We start from the raw sequence: 21030 nt of genomic DNA, 5'->3' as shown, positions 1-21030 counted from the left end.
CACACTTGGAATTCGAAAGGAAAATCGGCGTGTCTGATGTAAGGGGAGCTGCGGCGGGAAGGGGCAGACTCGTAACGTTTACATATGCCACGAAAGAGGAGGTGGCGGGAAAATAGCGATTCACTCGATGCGCCGCAAGGGGTCTGGAGAAATTACCCGAAGTTTCCTCTTGAACGCACATGAATCAAAAAGGTTTCACCACTGCCATGATGACGATCAGGATCATCAAGAGGGTCGGCGCTTCGTTCATCAGCCGCCAGTACCGGGCACTGCGGGTGTTTTCATCCCGCGCAAACGCGCGCACGGCACGGGCGAACAGGATATGGACGCCGGTCAGGATAACCACGAGCAACAGCTTCGCATGCAGCCACCCGCCCTGAAATCCATAGACGCTCCAGGCGAGATAGAGCCCGAGCACCCAGGTGATCATCATTGCCGGATTCATGATGACCTTCAACAGCCGCTGCTCCATCACCTTGAACGTTTCGGACTGTTCCGAACCGGGCGCCGCATCGGTGTGATAGATGAACAGCCGCGGCATGTAGAGCAGCGCGGCCATCCAGGACATCACGGCAATGAGGTGCAGGGCCTTGATCCAGAGATAGAGGTTGTCGGGCTGCCAGAGAAACAATGTGGCGAGCAGCGCCAGGAACAGGGCGATCACGATTGAGGCGCGCGCCCGGGCCTTGCTCCCGGGACCCGCAGCGGTCTGCCGTTCGCTCATTGCCTTGCTCCGCGCACGCGAGAGACGAGACGGGAGACGTTTTCCGGATCAGCCTGCGGCGTAATGCCATGGCCGAGATTGAAGATCAGCGGACCATTGCCGAGGGCTTGCAGGATCGCGTCAATGCCTTCGTCCAGGGCCTGGCCGCCGGCCACCACCCTCATTGGGTCGAGATTACCCTGCACCGGACCATCCTTCTGAAGCTCGGCGGCAAAGGAAAGCGGGACTGACCAGTCGAGACCGATCGCATCGGCACTGGTTCCCTGGCGATAATCCTTGAGCAGAATACCGGCACCCTTCGCGAAGCAGATGATCTTGGCATGCGGCCGGCGAGCGCGAACACTGTCGATCATCCGGCGAACGGGCTTAACAGCATAACGCAGAAACTCGTCCTCGCCGAGAACGCCTGCCCAGGAATCGAAAATCTGCACCGCGTCGGCGCCGGCATCAATCTGCTCGACAAGGTAATCCGCCGAGACATCGGCAAGCGTCGCCAGCAACTGGTGGAAGGCTTGCGGATAGCGATAGGCAAACAAGCGCGCGGGCGCCTGGTCCGGCGTTCCGTGGCCGGCAATCATATAGGTCGCCACCGTCCAGGGCGCACCGCAGAAGCCGAGCAGCGTCGTTTCATCAGGCAATTCCTGACGCAAGCGCCGCACCGTTTCGATAACCGGCTTCAAGTGATCGGAAACGGGCCGGACATCGAGCTTTGCGATTTCCGCCGCATCGATCGGATCCATGTGTGGTCCATGCCCCTCTTCGAAGCGCACGTTACGCTTCAGCGCATCGGGAATGACAAGGATGTCGGAAAACAGAATGGCAGCGTCAAAACCATACCGCCGAATCGGCTGCAACGTCACCTCGACAGCAAGCTCCGGTGAATAGCAGAGATCGAGGAAGCTGCCAGCTGTTGCGCGCGTCTTGCGGTATTCGGGAAGATAACGGCCCGCCTGCCGCATCAACCAGACGGGGGGAGGTGACAGGGTTTCACCATTCAACACCTGTAACACCTTGCGGGTTTTCGCGGTCACCGAGACGTTCTCCCAATATAAAAGAAATCATTTATCTAAGGTTTCTATTTCTTAGAGTCGGTGACTATCAAGGATTAAAAGCCATCCGGTCCCTTTCCACATTTGGTCGCGATCGGGCCGATGACTGAATTGCATTGACGATCTTTCCCAAAGGAATGGGGATAATCCAGAAAACGATCAAGGATTCAAATTCTTGAGCCTTATTCTCCGCCTGCGGTTTAATGTGGATAAGCGGTGGACGAACGTGACATTTTGTCCAACCATGAGTCTTGTCCACAAGGGCTGGAAATCAGCTTCCCAAGAATCCGGATTGTGAATAACTCGCCGGTTTTCCCCTTGCCTTTGAAACGCGGCCGCCTTTAGCTGTGGCTGTCCCGGTTTATCAACAACCTCCGGAGAATAGCGTGGAGAACCATAAAAATTATTTCCACCTGCACCTGATCTCCGATTCGACCGGCGAGACGCTGATCGCGGCGGGCCGGGCAGCGGCCGCACAGTTTCAGTCGTCGCATGCGCTTGAGCACGTTTATCCGCTGATCAGGAACCGCAAGCAGTTGATGCAGGTGATGGAGGCGGTGGACGGCGCGCCGGGGATAGTGCTCTATACGATAGTTGACCGGGACTTGGCCGATATCATCGATGCGGCCTGCAAGGAGATGGGGCTGCCGTGTGTCTCGGTGCTCGACCCGATCATCGATCTCTTCCAGTCCTATCTCGGCACGACATCGCGGCGGCGGTCCGGCGCCCAGCATGTGATGGATGCCGACTATTTCGCGCGCATCGATGCGCTCAATTTCACGATGGATCATGACGACGGCCAGATGCCCGCAGATTTCAACGATGCCGATGTCGTGCTGGTCGGCATCAGCCGGACCTCGAAGACGCCGACCAGCATCTATCTGGCCAATCGTGGCATAAAGACCGCCAATATCCCGATCGTGCCCGGCGTCCCGCTGCCGGACCGGCTGATGGAGGCGACGAGGCCGCTGGTTGTCGGACTGATCGCGACCGTCGACCGGATTTCCCAGGTGCGGCAGAACCGGGTGCTTGGAACAGCATCCCATAATTTCCGCGCAGAAGAATATGTTGACAGAGCCTCGATTGCCGAGGAACTGAAATATGCGCGATCGCTCTGCACCCGCAACAACTGGCCGATGATCGACGTGACCCGCCGGTCTATCGAGGAAACGGCGGCGGCAATTGTTGCCCTGAGACCGCGGCTGCGTTAAGGCGAATCCGGTCAATCAGGATAGGAAGACAATGGCAGGCTCTCTTGTCCTCGCTTCGGCGAGCCCCTTCCGGCGCATGCTGCTGGAGAATGCCGGTATCCGTTTTCAAGCGATGGCGGCCGAGATCGATGAACGGGCGATCGAAAGTCAGATGGAGCAGCAGCATCTCCCGCCAGAGGAGATGGCGCTCATCCTCGCCGAGGCGAAAGCACGCAACGTCGGGGAAACCCTTCCATATGATATCATTGTTGGTTCCGACCAGACCATGTCGCTTGGCGAGCGCGTCTATCACAAGCCCAAGGATATGAATGAGGCGAGGGAGCATCTGCTGTCGCTCTCTGGAAAGACCCACCAGCTGAACAGCGCGATCGTCTTGACCCGCGGCACCGGTATCCTCTGGAAACACGTTTCCTGTGCCCGGATGACGGTTCGGGCGCTAAGCGCTGGCTTCGTCGAGCAGCATCTCGAGCGCGTCGGGGCAAAGGCCCTGTCGAGCGTCGGGGCCTATCAGCTGGAGGGCGAGGGCATCCAGCTTTTTGAGAGGATCGAAGGTGATTATTTCACGATCCTCGGTCTGCCCATGCTGCCGCTTCTGGCGAAACTCAGGGATTTGCGAGTGATCGATGCGTGATTCACGTGAAACATTTGTTAACCATGCCTTCGTCGCCGGCTATCCCGTCAAGCATTCCCGCTCGCCTTTGATCCATAGTTATTGGCTGAAACAGTTTGGTCTCGAAGGAAGCTACCGGGCGTACGAAGTCGCCCCGGACGACTTTCCGGCTTTCATCGCGTCGCTCCGGAATGGCAGGTCCGGTTTTATCGGCGGCAATGTCACCATCCCGCACAAGGAAATGGCCTTCGCCCTTTCCGACCGGCCGGACGCATTGAGCACCGAACTCGGTGCGTCGAATACGCTGTGGGTCGAGGATGGGTTGGTGCATGCGACCAATACCGACGGTTATGGTTTCACGGCTAATCTCGACGAACGCTCCACGGGCTGGGATCGATGCGACACCGCGATCGTCCTCGGTGCCGGCGGCGCCAGCCGGGCAGTGATCCAGGCGGTGCGCGATCGCGGCGTCAAGACCATTCATGTGGTCAACCGCACGCAAGCCCGGGCACAGGAACTGGCCGATCGGTTCGGACCGGCGGTTCATGCGCAGCCGATGGAGGCCTTGGCGGAGGTCATGCAAGACGCCGGCCTTTTCATCAACACCACGTCTCTCGGAATGGACGGATCAGAGGCGCCCGCCATCGACTTCGCGATGATGCGACCCGGTAGCGTCGTGACCGATATCGTATACGTCCCATTGAAGACGCCGATCCTGCGGCAAGCCGAAGCACAGGGTCATAAGATCGTTGATGGTCTCGGCATGCTCCTGCACCAGGCAGCCCCCGGATTTGAAAAATGGTTTGGCAAGAGACCGCAGGTTGATGCGACGCTGCGGCAGATCATCATTGACGACATGGCGCGGCACGCATGATCATTCTGGGACTGACAGGATCGATCGGCATGGGCAAATCGACCGCCGCGCAAATGTTCGCGGATCTCGGCGTGCCTGTAAACGACGCGGACGCCGTCGTGCATGCGCTCTATCGGGGCGAGGCGGTCGCGCCGATAGAGGCGGTGTTCCCGGGAGCGACGGTGGCGGGTGTCGTCGACAGGAAGGAACTGTCCCGGCAGCTCTCAGAAAATCCGGCCTTATTCAAGACGCTCGAAGCCATCGTTCATCCGCTTGTGCGCAAGGCGGAAAGAGCGTTCCTTGCCCGTCACCGCGCAGAAAAATCACCGCTCGTCCTGCTCGACATCCCGCTGTTGTTCGAGACGAAGGCGGAGAACCGTGTCGATGCGGTGGTGGTCGTTACGTGCGATCCGGCGACCCAGAGGGACCGCGTGATGAAAAGGCCGGGGATGACGGAGGAAAAATTCGCCCTCATTCTCTCCCGCCAGGTTCCAGATGCCCAAAAACGTGCGAAAGCGGATTACATCATCGATACCAGTGGTGAGTTTGATTCGACCCGCGCCCAAGTTGCGGCGATCGTCCGGCACGTGACTACCCAGAAGAGGCTATGATGCGCGAAATCATCTTCGATACGGAAACGACGGGCCTCGATAACAGGCTGGACCGCGTCATTGAAATCGGCGGCATCGAACTCGATAATCATTTTCCGACAGGCCGGACGTTTCACGTCTATATCAATCCCGTCGACCGGAAGGTGCATCCCGACGCTCTGGCGGTCCATGGCATTTCGGACGAGTTCCTTAAAGACAAGCCTGACTTCTCCGGCATCGTCACCGAACTGCTCGAATTTTTCGGCAATGCCCGCTGGGTGGCTCACAACGCGACCTTCGACATGGGCTTCATGAACGCCGAGTTTGCCCGGCTCGGCCTGGCGGCGATCGCCAATGATCTGGTGACCGACACATTGGCGCTGGCCCGCCGCAAACACCCGATGGGCCCGAATTCGCTCGATGCGCTCTGCCGGCGGTATGGGATCGACAACTCTCACCGGACCAAGCACGGCGCGTTGCTCGACTCCGAGCTTTTGGCGGAAGTCTATATCGAGATGATCGGCGGCAGGCAGGCTGCACTTGGCCTTCTGTCAGGTGAGAACCGCGGTGGCTCGGCCGTCGAAACCGGCGAGGTCATCATCGTCGCCGGGCAAAGGCCGCAGCAGCTCGGCTCCCGGTTGAGCATTGCAGAAATCGAAGCGCATGCCGCGCTCATCGCTAAAATGGGTGCGAAGGCCATCTGGGCGAAATACGAACCCGCCAAATGAAAATGCCCGGTCGAAGACCGGGCATCATTCAATTCACACGCGACAGGAACCGGATCAGTTCGTGTTGGCGGAGACCTGCGCCCGGACTTTTTCTTCAGCCATGCGCTGGGCAAACATCTGGGCGAAATCGATCGGGTCGATCATCAGCGGCGGGAAGCCGCCGTTGCGCGTTGCATCGGAAACGATCTGGCGGGCGAACGGGAAGAGCAGGCGCGGGCATTCGATGAAGAGCAGGGGCAGCATGTGCTCCTGCGGGAAGCCGGTGACACGGAAGACGCCGCCATAGGCGAGCTCGACGTTGAACAGCATCTTGTCGCCGTCCTTGGCTTCGGCGTTCAGCGTCAGCACGACGTCGAATTCGGCATCCGACAGCGGATTGGCGTTGACGTTGACATTGATGTTGATCGACGGGGCCTTGTCGCGGGCCTGAAGCGAACGCGGCGCACCCGGATTTTCAAACGAAAGGTCCTTGATGTACTGCGCCAGGATGTTCAGGGACGGGCTCTCTGTAGCGCCGCCGTTGGGAGTGGATGCGGTATCGGTCATAAGGCCTTTTCCTTCGGACATGAATTTGGTGAGGCCATCTAGCACTTCGCACCGGGGCTTACAACCCGGAGCGCCTCTCACTTCAGGCGGTCGCGCTCGTTCGGATCGGTGCGGCCGCGGCCATTGGTGCGGGAAAATTCGTCTTCATCGAGGTCGATGACCTGCGGGCCGGATCGGTGTGGCGAACCGCGGTCGGGGTCCGGCCCCCGCGAAAATCCGCCCCCTGTCGTCACGATTGTCAGCCGGTTCCTGATTAGCGACCAGCCGAGATCCCTGACAGCTGGAATGAAAAGCAGCAGCCCAATGACATCGCTGATGAAGCCGGGAATGATCAGCAGGAATGCGGCGATCACGATCATTGCGCCATGCGCGAGCTGCCGCCCAGGGTCGGTGCCGGTCTGCGCGGCCTCATGAATTTTCCGCAACGCGCCTATGCCCTGGGTACGCAGGAGAACGGCACCGGCGATCGTACTTGCCAGCACCATAAGCAACGTCATGCCGACACCGATTTCGCGGCCAACGAAAATGAAGGCCGCGATCTCTGCAAGCGGCATCAAAAGAAAAAGCAGCGGAATGATCAGAGCGCGCATGGTGTCCACTTAATGTGAATGCAGCCCGTCCCTGTTGGACCGGCAAGTGCAAAGAAGTGATATAGTCATTTGAATGATCGTGCCATGCAGACTATATGGGATGATTGCACGGCATTTTAACAGCGGTTCTGGGTGGAAATGGGCTCTTTCGACTTCATCACATTGTTTTTCCTGGTCGCCGCGGTGATCATCTTCCTCCAGTTGCGCAGCGTGCTGGGCAAGAGGACCGGAAACGAACGTCCGCCCGTTGATCCCTATTCGCCTCGCGAGGCCGCCCCGGAAGCAACCGGCAAGGTCGTGCAACTTCCCCGCCGCGATGGCGCCGGCGAGGACATTACACGTTATGCCGATATCGATGCCTTCACCAAGGCCGGAACGCCGCTCAATGATGCACTGCGCCGCATTAACGATGCCGATCCGAATTTCGACCCGCTGGAGTTCGTCAATGGCGCCAAGATGGCCTATGAAATGATCGTCATGGCGTTTGCCGACGGCGACCGCAAGACGCTCAAAGGTCTTCTGTCCCGCGAGGTCTATGAAGGTTTCGATGCCGCGATTTCCGAGCGCGAAAGCAAGGGCGAAGTGGTCAAATCCACCTTCGTTGGCATCGAGAAGGCCGACATGGTGCATGCCGAGATCAAGGACAGCGAAGCCAACATCACGCTGCGCATTATCAGTCAGCTGATTTCCGCGACCTACGACAGATCCGGGGCCATCGTCGATGGCGACGCTGAGGCCGTCTCTGAAGTCAACGATCTCTGGACCTTTGCCCGCGACATCCGCTCGCGCGATCCGAACTGGAAGCTGATCGCCACCGAATCCGAAAACTGATCGGGACCGGGCGATGGATTTCGATTTGCAGCGGATCGACTTTTCCGGCCTCCCCGGTTGGCACGACGACAATCCGTTGCCTTTGCTGTCTGCCCTCAGGCGCTGTCGCCGACAAGTCGCAGCCGTCAAACCGCACAAGACAGGATCGCTCGGCGTCTCGTCCGCCGACCTGATGCCGGCCTATGCGGCGGCATCGACAGTTGAGATACGGACCGAAAGCGCGGCGCGCGCTTTCTTCGAAGAGCACTTCGTCCCGTTCAAGATCGTCCGCAGGGACGGCAGGCCTGGTTTCGTCACGGCTTTTTACGAACCCGAAGTCCTCGTCAGCGCGAGGCCGGACGAGACGTTCCGCTTTCCCTTCTACCGCCGGCCGGCCGACCTCATTGATATCGACGATAACAATCGGCCGGATGGTTTGGACCCGTATTTCGCCTTCGGCCAATTGAAGGACGGTGTCGTTGGCGAACATCCGGATCGCAAGGCGATCGAGCAGGGCTTTCTTGCCGGACGCGGACTGGAGATCGCCTATGCGAAGTCCAAGGTCGACGTGTTCTTCGCCCATGTGCAAGGCGCGGCCCGGCTGGTCTTTCCTGATGGATCGATGAAGCGCATCACCTATGCGGCAAAGACCGGGCATTATTTTTCGGCGACCGGAAGGTTGCTGATCGAGCGGGGCAAGATCGACGCGGCGACCGTCTCGATGCAGTCGATCCGCAAGTGGCTGGATGATCATCCGGATGAGGCTGACGAGGTGCTCTGGAACAATCGGTCGTTCATCTTCTTTCGCGAGGCGGAGGTCGATGATGCCGGACTCGGGCCCGTCGCAGCGGCGAAGGTGGCGTTGGAACCCGGCCGCTCGCTCGCGGTCGACCGCCTTATTCATACCTTCGGCGTTCCCTTCTTCATCTCGAGCGACAGCCTGACCTCGATCGATGACGGCCAGCCGTTCCGCCGGCTGATGCTGGCGCTCGATACCGGCTCGGCGATCGTCGGCCCGGCTCGCGGCGATATCTTCACCGGCTCTGGTGACGATGCCGGGCGCCTGGCTGGGGCCGTGCGCAACGAGGCCGACTTTTTCATTTTCATTCCGAAGGCCGCAGCGGCAAGATACGACCATGGCTAGGATCAAGAAGCTTACCAGCGAGGACCGGATATTGTGGGGCAAGGTTGCCCGCACCACCCGTCCGCTGCCCGGCCGCATGGACGAGCTTGCCGAATTCGAAGAGCCGGTGCCGGAACCTGAAAAGCTGCCGCCGCCCGTGATCAGGGAAGGAAAATCGCTGGCGGAGTCTTTCGGCGGCGCCCCGGAAGCTGTGAAGCGCCCGCGTGTCCATCATCCTCTCGAAAAACCGGTCAAACGCAAACTGGCAAAAGGCCATCTGCCGATCGAGGCGCGGATCGACCTGCACGGCATGATCCAAAACGAGGCGCATGGGTTTCTATTGCATTTTCTCCTGCGCGCGCATGAGCGGGGCTTGAGGCACGTGCTCGTCATCACCGGCAAGGGGACGTCGCTCGGCAGCGACGGTGCCTTGAAACGGGCGGTGCCGATGTGGTTTTCGCTACCCGAATTCCGGGTGCTGATTTCCTCTTATGAACCGGCAGCACGCAACCACGGCGGCGAGGGCGCGCTCTATGTCCGCCTGTCGAAGCCGATGGGTTCGACGCCATGACGCCCTTTGGCGAAGCGATGCACCGGCTGCGGGGGCTGAGAGGTGTCTCGCAGAAACAGATGGCGGTCGCGATCGGCGTATCGCCTGCCTATCTCTCGGCGCTGGAGCATGGAAAACGCGGCGCGCCGAGCTTTGAGTTCCTGCAAAGGGTCGCGGGATATTTCAACGTCATCTGGGATGATGCCGACGAGCTTTTCGGCCTGGCTGCACTTTCCGATCCAAAAGTCGTACTCGACACCTCCGGCCTGTCGCCCGCCCACACGGCTTTTGCCAACCGGCTCGCGGGCCGCATCCGTAGCTTATCTGGCGAAACCATCCGCATGCTGGAAGATGTTTTGGAAAAAGGCCGGTTTGCTGATAAGGAACTCTGATGATCCCCGGAATTCTGCCGCTTTCAGGCTGCACGGGATTTGGAACTCTGGACAAAATCCCTATATTCGGGGAGCGCCATCGAGGGCTGATTCGCACGGAATCCGATCTCCGAAGACATGGCATCAAAACCTGGAAAGACTTATAGCCGAATGACCGATTTGCCTGAAACCGAAGCCGGCGCATACGCCGAATATGGTGCCGATTCCATCAAGGTCCTGAAAGGTCTCGATGCTGTCCGCAAAAGGCCGGGCATGTATATCGGTGATACTGACGACGGCTCCGGCCTGCACCACATGGTCTATGAGGTCGTGGACAACGCGATCGACGAGGCGCTGGCGGGCCATGCCGACATCGTCACCGTGACGCTGAATGCCGATGGCTCGGTAACCGTTACCGACAATGGCCGCGGCATTCCGACCGACATTCACACTGGCGAAGGGATATCGGCTGCCGAAGTGATCATGACGCAGCTGCATGCCGGCGGCAAATTCGACCAGAATTCCTACAAGGTCTCCGGTGGTCTGCACGGCGTCGGCGTCTCGGTGGTCAATGCGCTTTCGGTAAAGCTGAAGCTTCGGATCAAGCGCCAGGGCAAGATCCATGAGATGTCCTTTACGCACGGCGTTGCCGATGCGCCACTGGCAGTCGTGGGCGACAGCAACGGCGAAACAGGCACGGAAGTGACGTTCCTGCCGAGCGGCGACACCTTCACCATGGTCGAGTTCGACTATGGCACGCTCGAGCACCGGCTGCGCGAACTGGCCTTCCTGAATTCCGGCGTCCACATCCTGCTCACCGATAAGCGCCATTCCGACATCCGCCAGGACGAGATGATCTACGACGGCGGTCTCGAAGCCTTTGTCGCCTATCTCGACCGCGCCAAGAAGCCGCTGGTCTCGAAGCCTGTCTCTATTCGCAGTGAAAAGGACGGCATCACCGTCGAAGTCGCCATGTGGTGGAACGACAGTTACCACGAGAACGTGCTTTGCTTCACCAACAACATTCCGCAGCGCGATGGCGGCACGCATATGGCCGGTTTCCGCGGCGCGCTGACCCGCCAGATCGTCTCCTATGCCGACAGCTCCGGCATCATGAAGAAGGAAAAGGTGACGCTGACCGGTGACGACTGCCGCGAAGGTCTGACGGCGGTTCTCTCGGTCAAGGTACCGGATCCGAAATTCTCCTCGCAGACCAAGGACAAGCTGGTTTCCTCGGAAGTCCGCCCGGTGGTCGAAAGCCTCGTCAACGAAGCGCTGAGCGTCTGGCTGGAAGAACATCCGGGCGACGCGAAAATCCTCGTCGGCAAGGTTGTCGAGGCGGCTGCGGCCCGCGAAGCAGCGCGCAAGGCGCGCGAACTCACCCGCCGCAAGGGCGCGCTGGATATTTCCTCACTGCCGGGAAAACTGGCCGATTGTTCAGAACGGGATCCGGCCAAGTCCGAACTCTTCCTGGTCGAAGGGGATTCGGCAGGCGGTTCGGCCAAGCAGGGTCGCTCGCGCGAAAACCAGGCGATCCTGCCGTTGCGCGGTAAAATCCTCAATGTCGAGCGCGCCCGCTTTGACAAGATGCTATCGAGCCAGGAAATCGGCACACTGATCACGGCACTCGGCACCTCGATCGGCAAGGACGAGTTCAATCCGGAAAAGCTGCGCTATCACAAGATCATCATCATGACCGATGCTGACGTCGACGGCGCCCATATTAGAACGCTGCTGCTCACCTTCTTCTTCCGGCAGATGCCGGAGCTGATCGAGCGCGGCCATCTCTATATTGCCCAGCCGCCGCTCTATAAGGTCGCGCGCGGCAAGTCGGCGCAGTATCTGAAGGACGAAAAGGCTCTGGAGGAATATCTGATCTCCATGGGCCTCGAGGATGCGGCCCTTGAGCTTGGCTCCGGCGAGGTCCGGGCCGGCCAGGACCTGCGCGAAGTGATCGTCGACGCGCTGCGCCTGCGCTCGCTGGTCGAAGGTCTGCATTCGCGTTACAGCCGTTCCGTCGTCGAGCAGGCGGCGATTGCCGGAGCGCTCAATCCGGAACTCAACCAGCACACCGAGCAGTCGGAAGCAACAGCAGCCGAGGTCGCGAAGCGCCTCGACCTGATCGCCGAGGAAACGGAACGCGGCTGGACGGCCGTGGTCGGCGGCGATGGTGGGCTGCGCTTCGAGCGGATGGTGCGCGGCGTCAAGGAAGTGGCCTCGCTCGACATGGCGCTGATCGGCTCATCCGACGCGCGCCACATCGACCAGCTGACCCCGCGCCTGAAAGAGATCTACGGGCATCCGCCGACGTTGCGCCGCAAGGACGGTGCGCTGGAAATCAGCGGCCCCCGCGCACTTCTCGACGCGATCTTTGCCAGCGGCCGCAAGGGCCTGTCGATGCAGCGTTACAAGGGTCTTGGCGAAATGAATGCCGAGCAGCTCTGGGAAACGACGCTCGACCCGAACGTCCGCTCGCTGCTGCAGGTCAGGGTCGCCGACGCGACCGACGCCGACGGCCTGTTCTCGCGTCTGATGGGCGACGAAGTCGAACCGCGCCGCGATTTCATCCAGGAAAACGCGCTCAGCGTCGCCAACCTCGATATCTGATCCGGGCAAATTGCTGGAACTTCGGAACCACGCCTCCGCAAGAAGGCGTGGTTTCGTTTTCTAGAGTTTATTCGGCGCCGAAGATGCCGTTGAAGGCGATTTCCGCCAGCGGACGGCGCGGGCTCGGGGTTTCGCTTGCCTGCAAATAGTCCGGCAACTGTGTCTTGTTGCCGAGACGGCCGATGGCCGCGGCGGCCTCTACGCGGTAGCCGTCCGGAATGCCGAGGATTTCGACGGCCTTGTCGAAATGCAAGCCGGTCATGCCGTGCGCCTGGAAACCAAGGAGCTGGGCCTGATGGGCGATCGCGCCCCAGGCGGCGCCGGTGTCGAAGCTGTGGCTGTAGGATGGCTTTTCTTCGGTCGTTCCCGGCGCCGCGAAATGGGTCTTCGAGACCATGATGACGAGCGCCGAAGCGGACTTGGCCCAGCCCTGGTTGAACTCATTGAGAATCGGGAAGATGCGGTTCCACTGCTCGGTGCCGCGGAGCGCATAGACGAAACGCCAGGGCTGCGAATTGTAGGCCGACGGCGCCCAGCGCCCAGCCTCCAGGACGGTCAGGAGCTCGGTTTCGGAGATGGTCTCAGCAGTGAACGCGCGCGGCGACCAACGGTTTAGAAAGCTCGGCTCGATCGGATAATCGGCCTGGCGGTAGTTGCTGGAGGTTGTCATGACAAATTCCTGTCTGGGAGGTCGGAAGTTGGAGGTGCAACGTTCGATGAAAACGGACGCAGTCCGTATATGGTGGCGGAGTGAGTCCCCACTAGGGTGCGGTATGGCGACGGACCGTTTCCAGCGTGAAGACAAAAGGCCAAACTGGAGTGGATGGGGTATAATTCGAATGGCGGAAAGAGGACGCAGAAACGCCGTCGAGAGCCATTGTCGAATACCAGAAAAAAGTTGTATAAGTTCTGTAGATTTTTCCGAAGCAAAGGAATGCCGCTGATGACTGTGACCTTGAAAGACCCTTCGCTGTTTCGCCAGGCCGCTCTTGTCGGCGAAAACTGGGTCGATGCCGACCCGAAAAACGCGATCGAAGTGAACAATCCGGCGACCGGCGAAATCATCGGCCGTGTGCCGAAGCTGGGCGCCGCCGAAACCAAGGCGGCGATTGAAGCGGCGCGGATTGCGCAGAAGGGCTGGGCGGCGCGTACCGCCAAGGAGCGCTGCGCCGTTCTGCGCAAATGGTACGACCTGATGATCGAGAACAAGGATGACCTCGGCCGCATCCTGACTTTGGAACAGGGCAAGCCGCTTGCGGAAGCCACCGGCGAAATTGTCTACGGCGCGAGTTTCATCGAGTGGTTCGCCGAGGAGGGCCGCCGCATCTATGGCGACATGATCCCCGGCCACCAGCCGGACAAGCGTATCCTGGTGATGAAGCAGCCGATCGGCGTCGTCGCCGCGATAACGCCGTGGAACTTCCCGAATGCGATGATCACTCGCAAGGCCGGCCCGGCTTTTGCTGCAGGCTGCGCCATGGTCCTGAAGCCCGCCTCGCAGACGCCGTTCTCGGCGATCGCCATTGCGGTTCTCGCCGAACGCGCCGGACTGCCGAAAGGCCTGTTCAGCGTCATCACCGGCTCGGCTTCGGCGATCGGCGGCGAGATGACGTCGAACCCGGTGGTGCGCAAGCTGACCTTCACCGGTTCGACCGAGGTCGGCACCGAACTCTACAAGCAGAGCGCCCCGACCATCAAGAAACTCGGCCTCGAACTTGGCGGCAATGCGCCGTTCATCGTCTTCGATGATGCCGATCTCGATGCCGCCGTCGAAGGCGCGCTGATCGCCAAATACCGCAACAACGGCCAGACCTGCGTCTGCGCCAACCGCATCTATGTGCAGGACGGCGTCTACGACGCCTTTGCCCAAAAGCTGGCAACCGCCGTCGGCAAGCTGAAGACCGGCAACGGTTTTGACGAAGGCGTCATCCTCGGACCGCTGATCGACAAGGCAGCGCTCGCAAAGGTCGAGGAGCATATCGCCGATGCAATGTCCAAGGGCGCGCGGATCCTGCAGGGCGGCAAGAAACATGCACTCGGCGGCACCTTCTTCGAGGCGACGATCCTGGCCGATGTCACCAAGGACATGGCGGTGGCGCGCGAGGAAACCTTCGGGCCCTTAGCGCCGCTGTTCCGCTTCAGGGACGAAGCCGACGTCATCGAGCAGGCCAACGACACCGAGTTCGGTCTCGCATCCTATTTCTATGCCAAGGATCTCGCCCGCGTTTTCCGGGTCGCCGAAGCGCTGGAATACGGCATGGTCGGCGTCAATACCGGCCTGATCTCGACGGCGGAAGCACCGTTCGGCGGCGTCAAGCTGTCCGGCCTCGGTCGCGAAGGATCGAAATACGGCATCGAGGAATTCACCGAGATCAAATATGTCTGCCTCGGCGGCATCGCATGAACATAGGCATATGAACTGGCAAGGCCGGCTGGAGAAATCCTGTTGGCCTTTGTTTTTTCTGGCTCATGACCAGAATTCGCGGGCCGGCATCGACGGAAACTGCTTCACAGGTGTTGTAGTGGCGTTTTAAGTAGCCGTGACAGCGCAAGGAGAGACAGCGATGCCCGCCCCGAAAAACAACTTCAAGGCCGCGATCCGCGAGGACCGTTTCCAGCTCGGTCTGTGGGTCGCTCTCGCAAGTCCCTATGCGGCCGAAATCGTCTCCAGCAGCGGCTATGACTGGCTGCTGATTGATGGCGAACATGGGCCGAACGATATTCCGCTCCTGTCGTCGCAGATCCAGGCGGTTTCCCGCTCGGCAAGCCATCCGATCGTGCGGCTGCCGGTCGGCGAGACGTGGATGATCAAGCAGATCCTCGACGCCGGGGCGCAGACGCTGCTGATCCCGATGGTCGAGAGTGTTGAACAGGCACGGGCGCTGGTCCGGGCGGTGCGCTATCCGCCGCATGGTATCCGTGGGGTCGGCGCTGCGCTTGGCCGGGCGTCCCAGTTCAGCCGCATCGACGATTATCTCGAGACGGCAAATTCGGAAATTTGCCTCATCGTCCAGATCGAGAGCCGGGCGGGCCTTGCAGCCCTTGACGAGATTGCTGCGCTTGACGGGATCGACGGGCTGTTCATCGGTCCATCGGATCTCGCCGCCGATATGGGCTATCTCGGCCAGCCCGGCCATCCGGTGGTGACCGCTGCCATCAAGGACGCGTTCGAGCGGATCAGGAAAGCCGGCAAGGCCCGCGGCATAATGACCCTTAGCCTGGATCAAGCGCGTCTCTATCGCGACATGGGCGCGGACTTCATGGCGATCGGAACCGATGTGACGCTTCTCGTCAGCGCTACCGCCCAACTGCGCGAGGATTTCCTGACCGGCGGAGAGAGCAAAGCCAAACCGGTTGTCGGCTACTGATCATCGGTTGCTGGTGATCGCTGCCAGCCGCGGCATGGCAACTTCCGGGCTCCAGGCCCGGAAATCGGCGATGCGCCGGACGATTTTTTCGGCGTGGTGATTGGCAATGTCGGCAAGCCGGTGCTCGAGAAACGGATTGCGGAACCGGTCGAGCGTCAGGGCGACATAGTCGGCCGCCTCCCGGCCAAGCCCTCTGGCGGCAAAGCCGGGAATGACTTCAGTCACGTAGATCTCCGTCAATGTCGCCGCGACATGGGGGTCGCGCAGGATCTCCTTCACCGTTTCGTCGCGCAGGCGGCCGGTTTTCAGCCAGATGTCGGCAAGCACGGTGTGACCCAGATTGAGAATGTGCAGTTTGAGCTTTTCATACGGCGTCAGGTCGTCGATCAGAAGGACTGACGGGTGCGTACAGGGTATCGATAGTCCTGGTTGGTTTTCGATTGCCCACAGCGCATAGGGCTCCGCGATGGCACCGGCTGGTTCTAGCGGCTCCGAAACGATGCGGTCGACAAGGGTATTGCCCCAGACAACGGCCGATGACAGCCACGTCTCGAAACCGGCATCGCCGATCCGCTCGGCTTGAATGCGCAGAATGACCTCCTTCAGCCTGTCGCCGTTGCGGGCAATCAGCTCACAGGGCAGAACCGTCAGCGGTCTGCCGCCTGCAACGAATCGGGCATGAAGCAGCAGGAGCAGTTTTCCAGGAAAGGACGGGGGGATTTCCGTGCCAGGATCGCCGCTTTCCACATCGTAGCCGGTGTCGCCGGTATTCGAGACCAGGATTTCCGCCTCTTCCGCGACGATCCGTTTCACCTCTTGCCAATCGCTTGCCGTCGTGAGCGCCCGTGCGACGCTGGTCACCTGTTGTCTCCGGTCGATTTCGACACCATCGGCCAGACCCCGGACAATCACGGGAAATCCCTCCGGCGCCGCCAGCGCGTTCAGCCGTCCCGCCCGTTCCGCCGAGCCGGTCGTCTGGACGATGGTGATCTTTCCGATAGCCTCGCCCGTGCCAAGCGCTTCGCTGATGAAGAGATCGGCATGGGCCTGCAGGAAGCGGCTGGTTCCAAACTGGACGATTGGTGTCGGCATGGGTCTGATGAATCCGGCTATTGAATGGATTGGAGCAGGGTTTCGCGCGCTGACCTCAGATGTCGCTTGCATGCGGCTTCGATCTGCGCCACGTCCCGTGTTTTCAGCGCTGCGATATAGGCGAGGTGTTCTTCCAGCGCCCGGGCGTTGCGTTCGCGCGCATTCGCCTTGTTCCACTGGTAGTGGTAGTGGAAGACGATAGCGATGATATCGTAGAAATCGACGATGAAGCGGTTGCTCGAGGACTTGTGCACGAGCAGGTGAAAGCGTTCGTCGAGTTCGGAGAAGTCGCGGTAGCGATTGTCGATATCGGCGAGAATTTCCTGGTGCAGCGCCTCGATCCGGTCCAACTCCTGCCATGCCGGATGATCGGCATCGAGGACCGCGAAACTTGCGGCGGAACGCAGCTCGAACATCTCGCGGACCTCGGTCAGCTCCAGCGCGAATTCGCGGGTGAAGCCTTTCAGGATCCAGTGGCTGTTCGGCCGTTTCTCGATCAGTCCGAAGCGGCTGAAGCGGATGAGGAACTCGCGCACGCTGGTCGTGCCCGTGCCGATATCGCGGGCGAGCTCAAGCTCGTTGATCTGCATGCCCGGCTCGGCACCGCCGGCCAGAATCCGGCGCATGAAGCTGCGCTCGATGATTTCGGACAGCGAATCGGTTTCCTCGGCCGGGTAATAATCCTCGGCCTTCGGCTGTCGCAGAACCGCCTTCGCCCGCTTGTTCCAGGCGATCAGCTGCAGCTCTTCCATCCGTGCCAAGATCGCCCGGATGGTCGTGCGGCTGACGCCGAGCGTCGCGCCGAGTTCCGGCTCGGAGGGCAGGGCGGACGTTTCCGCAAGCAGCTTGAGGCAGCGGTTGAAGGCGTCCTTGAAGACGGTGTTCTGTTTCGCCATGATTTTGCCCGGCCGGATAGGGGTTTCTGTCGATCGAACCGGAGATTCCCGGTTCGGCTTGGAAGGCTGCTCTATCCGGTCTGTCCGGCGCTGTCTCGGCTTGATACCCGAAGTTTCATAGTGTTGCGGTCCCTGATTTTGGTTTGATGCGGTCGTTGCCTTTTTGCTGCGACCCGGTCTGATGCATAATACCCATTGACGGCGAACTGTCTATTGTAGATAAAAGACAAAAATGAATCAGCACTCTTGCTCAGAGAAAAACCGTCAAGGGAGATACCAGGGTGACCGCACCTTCCTTTATCGTTTTGTCGGCGGAAGACAATGTGGCCGTCGCGTCGCTCGCCTTCGAGCCGGGTGGCGAACTGCCGGATGGCGTGCGCGCCGGAGCCAGGATCGATCCAGGCCATAAGGTGGCGATCCATCCGGTTCCCGCCGGCGAGCCGGTGGTGAAGTACGGCCAGGCGATCGGCCGCGCGACCGTCGATATCGCGCCCGGCGACCACGTCCATTCGCACAATCTCGCCTTCGATCAGGACCGCCTGTCGATCGGCGCGCCGGTGCAGCCGGAGGCCGCGAGTGCTGCCGACAAGGCGCGCACTTTCATGGGCTATCGCCGCGCCGACGGCCGCGCTGCGACGCGCAACTTCATCGGCATCATCGCCAGCGTCAACTGTTCCACCACGGTCTGTCGCGCCATTGCCGACGAGGCCAACCGGACCATCCTGCCGCGTTATGACGGCATCGACGGCTTCGTGCCGATCGTCCATGATCAGGGCTGCGGCATGAGCTCGACCGGCGACGGCATGAAGAACCTGCACCGGACGCTGGCCGGCTACACCCGCCATGTGAATTTCGGCGGCGTGCTGATGGTCGGCCTTGGCTGCGAGGTCAACCAACTGACCCTTTACGGCCAGAGCGGTTCCGGCGCCGGCAAACGTCATTTCAATATTCAGGATGCCGGCGGTTCGCGCCGTGCCGTCGCCCGGGCGATCGGCGTGCTCGAGGAGATTGCCGAGGAAATCGGTACTGCCAGACGCATTCCGATCCCGGTCAGCGAGATCATTGTCGGCCTGCAATGCGGCGGTTCGGACGGACTTTCGGGCATCACGGCAAACCCGGCGCTCGGAGCGGCGGTCGATATCCTGGCCGGCGCCGGCGGCACGGCGATCCTGTCGGAAACCTCGGAAATCTATGGCGCTGAGCATCTGCTGCGCAGCCGCGCAGTCAACGAGGATGTCGCGCGGAAGCTCGATGGGCTGATCTCCTGGTGGGAAAGCTATGTCGAGATGCATGGCGCGTCGCTCGACAACAATCCGTCGCCCGGCAACAAGCGCGGTGGCCTGACCACCATCCTCGAAAAGTCGCTCGGCGCGGTGGCCAAGGGCGGTCGCTCGCCGCTGACGGCGGTCTATCACTATGCCGAGCGGGTGACCGAACATGGCCTCGTCTTCATGGATACGCCCGGCTATGACCCGGTATCGGCAACCGGCCAGGTCGCCGGTGGCGCCAATGTGATCACGTTCACGACCGGCCGCGGCAGCTGTTTCGGCTCCCGCCCCTGTCCCTCCATCAAGCTGACGAGCAACACGGCGCTTTATCGGGCCATGGAGGAGGACATGGATATCGATTGCGGCACGATTGCCACCGGAGATGCGACGATCGCCGGCAAGGGCCGCGAGATCTTCGACCTGATCATCGATACCGCGTCCGGAAGGAAGACCAAGAGCGAACTGTTCGGCTACGGCGACAATGAATTCGTGCCCTGGCACCTGGGCGCGACACTCTGACGGAAGCAGCCGTCAGAGGGAGGAGAGGGTTGATGCAGACAAGAAGGATCGGTCGGACGGATCTGTCCGTTACCGAATACAGTTTCGGTACCGCACCGCTGGGCGGGATGTATCGCGCCTGCCCGCGCGAGACGGCAATGGAAACGCTTGGCTTCGCCTGGGATGCAGGCCTGCGGCTTTTCGATACGGCACCCTGGTATGGGTTTGGCCTGGCCGAAAGACGGGTCGGGGATTTCCTGCGGGACAAGCCCAAGGGCAGTTATGTTCTATCGACGAAAGTCGGCCGCCTGCAGCGCCCGGTGGCGGACGACAAGGTGCCGAGCTACGGTTTCGTCGATCCGCTGCCGTTCGACACCGACTACGACTATTCCTACGATGGGGTCATGCGATCGGTCGATTTCAGCTATGCCCGGCTTGGCCTGAACCGCATCGATATCCTCTTCGTTCATGACATCGGTGTCTATACGCATGGCGCCGAGCGCAACCGCATCTATCTGCGCCAGCTGTTTGATGGCGGCCTCAAGGCGCTGGAGGAGCTGAAATCGAGCGGCGCCATTTCCGCCTACGGTCTTGGTGTCAATGAAGTACCTGTCTGCCTGGATGTGATGCGAGAGGCGGATCTCGACTGCATCCTGCTTGCAGGGCGCTACACACTGCTCGACCGCACTGCCACTGCCGAATTGCTGCCGCTCTGCGAGAAAAAGAAAACCTCGCTGGTGGTTGGCGGCGTTTTCAATTCGGGTATTCTGGCCACGGGTCCGGTGGAGGGATCGCATTTCGACTATATGCCGGCAGACCGGGAGGTTCTGGATAAGGTGGGTGCGCTGGAGAGGATCGCTCAATCGCAAGGGCTGCCGCTTGCGGCACCCTCGATCCAGTTTCCGTTACAGAATCCGGTCGTTGCCTCCGTCTTGCTCGGAACGGCAAAACCGTCGAGCCTGACGCGCAATATGGAATTGACGGAACGGCGCCTGCAGCCGGCCGACTTTGAGCCTTACGACGCCCATACGCTGGTCGCGCCCGAAATGGGAACGGAAGCTGTTCGAGTCTAGCCGGATCGTGAAAGGGAAAGCGGAATGCTGAAGGGAATACATCCATTGCTCGGACCGGATCTGCTTCATGCGATCCGCACGATGGGCCATGGCGACGAGATCGTGGTCGCCGACGCCAATTTTCCGGCCAGCACCATGGGGCCGAAGGTGGTGAGGGCCGATGGGGTCGACGCCTTGAGCATCACCGAGGCAATCCTTGCGCATATGCCTCTCGATACCTTCGCCGACGAATCCGCCTGGCGGATGGAAGTCGTCGGCGATCCGTCGGCCGAGCCGGAAGTCTGCGTCGAATTCCAGAAGCTGGTCCACAAGCTTGCCGGCGATTTCAGGGTCGTGCCGATCGAGCGCTTTGCCTTCTACGCGCGCGCGCGCAGGGCGGCCTATATCGTCGCGACCACCGAGTTTCGCCTTTATGGAAATATCATCCTGAAAAAGGGTGTCGTGCATCCGCAGGAACTTTACCGGGTGTAGAG

General features: G+C 60.5%; 22 protein-coding genes. 15 read left to right on the top strand and 7 right to left on the bottom strand.

The window, feature by feature from the left end:
• Positions 1 to 184 precede the first annotated feature (184 nt).
• Positions 185 to 724 (bottom strand): protoporphyrinogen oxidase HemJ, encoded by a 540-nt coding sequence (hemJ, locus tag ACSQ2W_RS07745; RefSeq protein ID WP_436085738.1) that lies wholly within the window; start codon positions 722 to 724, stop codon positions 185 to 187.
• Complete coding sequence (gene hemE, locus ACSQ2W_RS07740) at positions 721 to 1755, bottom strand: uroporphyrinogen decarboxylase (RefSeq protein WP_436085737.1); 1035 nt, start codon at positions 1753 to 1755, stop codon at positions 721 to 723. Before hemE ends, hemJ begins: the two co-directional genes overlap by 4 nt.
• A gap of 404 nt (positions 1756 to 2159) precedes the next feature.
• Between hemE and ACSQ2W_RS07735 the strand changes: the two genes are divergently transcribed.
• Genes ACSQ2W_RS07735 through dnaQ form a run of 5 tightly spaced genes read left to right on the top strand, consistent with a single transcriptional unit; the run spans position 2160 to position 5765 of the window.
• Positions 2160 to 2984, top strand: coding sequence for a pyruvate, water dikinase regulatory protein (locus tag ACSQ2W_RS07735; RefSeq protein ID WP_436085736.1), 825 nt, complete (start codon positions 2160 to 2162; stop codon positions 2982 to 2984).
• 31 nt (positions 2985 to 3015) lie between these two features.
• Positions 3016 to 3615: a Maf-like protein gene (locus ACSQ2W_RS07730; protein ID WP_436085735.1), complete on the top strand. Its 600-nt coding sequence runs from the start codon at positions 3016 to 3018 to the stop codon at positions 3613 to 3615.
• On the top strand, positions 3608 to 4468 hold the full coding sequence (locus ACSQ2W_RS07725; protein WP_436085734.1) for a shikimate dehydrogenase: 861 nt from the start codon (positions 3608 to 3610) through the stop codon (positions 4466 to 4468). The genes ACSQ2W_RS07730 and ACSQ2W_RS07725 overlap by 8 nt, the downstream gene beginning before the upstream one ends.
• A complete protein-coding gene (gene coaE / locus ACSQ2W_RS07720) occupies positions 4465 to 5058 on the top strand; it encodes a dephospho-CoA kinase (protein WP_436085733.1) in 594 nt (197 codons plus the stop codon). The genes ACSQ2W_RS07725 and coaE overlap by 4 nt, the downstream gene beginning before the upstream one ends.
• On the top strand, positions 5058 to 5765 hold the full coding sequence (dnaQ, locus tag ACSQ2W_RS07715) for a DNA polymerase III subunit epsilon (RefSeq protein ID WP_436085732.1): 708 nt from the start codon (positions 5058 to 5060) through the stop codon (positions 5763 to 5765). Before coaE ends, dnaQ begins: the two co-directional genes overlap by 1 nt.
• A gap of 54 nt (positions 5766 to 5819) precedes the next feature.
• Here the strand turns inward: dnaQ and secB are convergent, their stop codons facing one another.
• Together secB and ACSQ2W_RS07705 are read right to left on the bottom strand one after the other, a co-directional pair.
• The gene (gene secB / locus ACSQ2W_RS07710) at positions 5820 to 6311 is read right to left on the bottom strand and encodes a protein-export chaperone SecB (protein WP_436085731.1); all 492 of its coding nucleotides are present in this window, start codon (positions 6309 to 6311) and stop codon (positions 5820 to 5822) included.
• Between the two features lie 77 nt (positions 6312 to 6388).
• Positions 6389 to 6901, bottom strand: a complete 513-nt coding sequence (locus tag ACSQ2W_RS07705; protein WP_436085730.1) for an FxsA family protein — start codon at positions 6899 to 6901, stop codon at positions 6389 to 6391.
• 138 nt (positions 6902 to 7039) lie between these two features.
• Between ACSQ2W_RS07705 and ACSQ2W_RS07700 the strand changes: the two genes are divergently transcribed.
• From ACSQ2W_RS07700 to gyrB, 5 genes are all read left to right on the top strand, one after another.
• A complete protein-coding gene (locus ACSQ2W_RS07700) occupies positions 7040 to 7732 on the top strand; it encodes a Tim44/TimA family putative adaptor protein (protein ID WP_436085729.1) in 693 nt (230 codons plus the stop codon).
• 13 nt (positions 7733 to 7745) lie between these two features.
• Positions 7746 to 8855: a murein transglycosylase A gene (gene mltA / locus ACSQ2W_RS07695; protein ID WP_436085728.1), complete on the top strand. Its 1110-nt coding sequence runs from the start codon at positions 7746 to 7748 to the stop codon at positions 8853 to 8855.
• Positions 8848 to 9405, top strand: coding sequence for a Smr/MutS family protein (locus tag ACSQ2W_RS07690; protein ID WP_436085727.1), 558 nt, complete (start codon positions 8848 to 8850; stop codon positions 9403 to 9405). The genes mltA and ACSQ2W_RS07690 overlap by 8 nt, the downstream gene beginning before the upstream one ends.
• On the top strand, positions 9402 to 9776 hold the full coding sequence (locus ACSQ2W_RS07685) for a helix-turn-helix domain-containing protein (RefSeq protein WP_436085726.1): 375 nt from the start codon (positions 9402 to 9404) through the stop codon (positions 9774 to 9776). Before ACSQ2W_RS07690 ends, ACSQ2W_RS07685 begins: the two co-directional genes overlap by 4 nt.
• Before the next feature lie 117 nt (positions 9777 to 9893).
• Entirely contained in the window at positions 9894 to 12362 is a 2469-nt protein-coding gene (gene gyrB / locus ACSQ2W_RS07680) for a DNA topoisomerase (ATP-hydrolyzing) subunit B (RefSeq protein ID WP_436085725.1), read from the top strand.
• A gap of 67 nt (positions 12363 to 12429) precedes the next feature.
• On the opposite strand, the gene ACSQ2W_RS07675 is transcribed toward gyrB, so the two are convergent.
• A complete protein-coding gene (locus ACSQ2W_RS07675; protein ID WP_436085724.1) occupies positions 12430 to 13032 on the bottom strand; it encodes a nitroreductase family protein in 603 nt (200 codons plus the stop codon).
• 279 nt (positions 13033 to 13311) lie between these two features.
• Between ACSQ2W_RS07675 and gabD the strand changes: the two genes are divergently transcribed.
• Positions 13312 to 14766: an NADP-dependent succinate-semialdehyde dehydrogenase gene (gene gabD / locus ACSQ2W_RS07670; RefSeq protein ID WP_436087702.1), complete on the top strand. Its 1455-nt coding sequence runs from the start codon at positions 13312 to 13314 to the stop codon at positions 14764 to 14766.
• Positions 14767 to 14926: 160 nt separating this feature from the next.
• Positions 14927 to 15730 carry an aldolase/citrate lyase family protein gene (locus tag ACSQ2W_RS07665; RefSeq protein WP_436085723.1) on the top strand — a complete coding sequence of 268 codons (804 nt, stop codon included), beginning with the start codon at positions 14927 to 14929 and terminating at the stop codon, positions 15728 to 15730.
• Here ACSQ2W_RS07665 and ACSQ2W_RS07660 read toward each other — a convergent pair whose 3' ends face one another.
• On the bottom strand, positions 15731 to 16822 hold the full coding sequence (locus ACSQ2W_RS07660; RefSeq protein WP_436085722.1) for a mannitol dehydrogenase family protein: 1092 nt from the start codon (positions 16820 to 16822) through the stop codon (positions 15731 to 15733).
• Between the two features lie 17 nt (positions 16823 to 16839).
• Positions 16840 to 17718 (bottom strand): FCD domain-containing protein, encoded by an 879-nt coding sequence (locus ACSQ2W_RS07655; protein WP_436085721.1) that lies wholly within the window; start codon positions 17716 to 17718, stop codon positions 16840 to 16842.
• Between the two features lie 281 nt (positions 17719 to 17999).
• Between ACSQ2W_RS07655 and ACSQ2W_RS07650 the strand changes: the two genes are divergently transcribed.
• The 3 genes from ACSQ2W_RS07650 to ACSQ2W_RS07640 are packed head-to-tail and all read left to right on the top strand — an operon-like array spanning position 18000 to position 21028.
• Positions 18000 to 19505, top strand: coding sequence for a UxaA family hydrolase (locus ACSQ2W_RS07650; RefSeq protein WP_436085720.1), 1506 nt, complete (start codon positions 18000 to 18002; stop codon positions 19503 to 19505).
• A gap of 32 nt (positions 19506 to 19537) precedes the next feature.
• On the top strand, positions 19538 to 20557 hold the full coding sequence (locus tag ACSQ2W_RS07645; protein WP_436085719.1) for an aldo/keto reductase: 1020 nt from the start codon (positions 19538 to 19540) through the stop codon (positions 20555 to 20557).
• 24 nt (positions 20558 to 20581) lie between these two features.
• On the top strand, positions 20582 to 21028 hold the full coding sequence (locus ACSQ2W_RS07640) for an RbsD/FucU family protein (protein ID WP_436085718.1): 447 nt from the start codon (positions 20582 to 20584) through the stop codon (positions 21026 to 21028).
• Positions 21029 to 21030: the final 2 nt, after the last annotated feature.

Origin of the sequence: Pararhizobium sp. LjRoot255, from assembly GCF_964252905.1 — a bacterium.
In the GTDB taxonomy this organism is placed as follows: Bacteria; Pseudomonadota; Alphaproteobacteria; order Rhizobiales; family Rhizobiaceae; genus Pararhizobium.
Note: the sequence above shows the minus strand (reverse complement) of the source record. Positions and strands in the feature narration are given on the sequence as shown.

What these genes read in the sequence shown, in the direction of transcription:
- hemJ (WP_436085738.1), bottom strand. Translation starts at nt 724, where the DNA reads ATGAGCGAACGGCAGACCGCTGCGGGTCCCGGGAGCAAGGCCCGGGCG.
- ACSQ2W_RS07730 (WP_436085735.1), top strand. Translation starts at nt 3,016, where the DNA reads ATGGCAGGCTCTCTTGTCCTCGCTTCGGCGAGCCCCTTCCGGCGCATG.
- ACSQ2W_RS07725 (WP_436085734.1), top strand. Translation starts at nt 3,608, where the DNA reads ATGCGTGATTCACGTGAAACATTTGTTAACCATGCCTTCGTCGCCGGC.
- coaE (WP_436085733.1), top strand. Translation starts at nt 4,465, where the DNA reads ATGATCATTCTGGGACTGACAGGATCGATCGGCATGGGCAAATCGACC.
- dnaQ (WP_436085732.1), top strand. Translation starts at nt 5,058, where the DNA reads ATGCGCGAAATCATCTTCGATACGGAAACGACGGGCCTCGATAACAGG.
- secB (WP_436085731.1), bottom strand. Translation starts at nt 6,311, where the DNA reads ATGACCGATACCGCATCCACTCCCAACGGCGGCGCTACAGAGAGCCCG.
- ACSQ2W_RS07705 (WP_436085730.1), bottom strand. Translation starts at nt 6,901, where the DNA reads ATGCGCGCTCTGATCATTCCGCTGCTTTTTCTTTTGATGCCGCTTGCA.
- ACSQ2W_RS07700 (WP_436085729.1), top strand. Translation starts at nt 7,040, where the DNA reads ATGGGCTCTTTCGACTTCATCACATTGTTTTTCCTGGTCGCCGCGGTG.
- mltA (WP_436085728.1), top strand. Translation starts at nt 7,746, where the DNA reads ATGGATTTCGATTTGCAGCGGATCGACTTTTCCGGCCTCCCCGGTTGG.
- ACSQ2W_RS07690 (WP_436085727.1), top strand. Translation starts at nt 8,848, where the DNA reads ATGGCTAGGATCAAGAAGCTTACCAGCGAGGACCGGATATTGTGGGGC.
- ACSQ2W_RS07685 (WP_436085726.1), top strand. Translation starts at nt 9,402, where the DNA reads ATGACGCCCTTTGGCGAAGCGATGCACCGGCTGCGGGGGCTGAGAGGT.
- gyrB (WP_436085725.1), top strand. Translation starts at nt 9,894, where the DNA reads ATGGCATCAAAACCTGGAAAGACTTATAGCCGAATGACCGATTTGCCT.
- ACSQ2W_RS07675 (WP_436085724.1), bottom strand. Translation starts at nt 13,032, where the DNA reads ATGACAACCTCCAGCAACTACCGCCAGGCCGATTATCCGATCGAGCCG.
- ACSQ2W_RS07665 (WP_436085723.1), top strand. Translation starts at nt 14,927, where the DNA reads ATGCCCGCCCCGAAAAACAACTTCAAGGCCGCGATCCGCGAGGACCGT.
- ACSQ2W_RS07660 (WP_436085722.1), bottom strand. Translation starts at nt 16,822, where the DNA reads ATGCCGACACCAATCGTCCAGTTTGGAACCAGCCGCTTCCTGCAGGCC.
- ACSQ2W_RS07655 (WP_436085721.1), bottom strand. Translation starts at nt 17,718, where the DNA reads ATGGCGAAACAGAACACCGTCTTCAAGGACGCCTTCAACCGCTGCCTC.
- ACSQ2W_RS07645 (WP_436085719.1), top strand. Translation starts at nt 19,538, where the DNA reads ATGCAGACAAGAAGGATCGGTCGGACGGATCTGTCCGTTACCGAATAC.
- ACSQ2W_RS07640 (WP_436085718.1), top strand. Translation starts at nt 20,582, where the DNA reads ATGCTGAAGGGAATACATCCATTGCTCGGACCGGATCTGCTTCATGCG.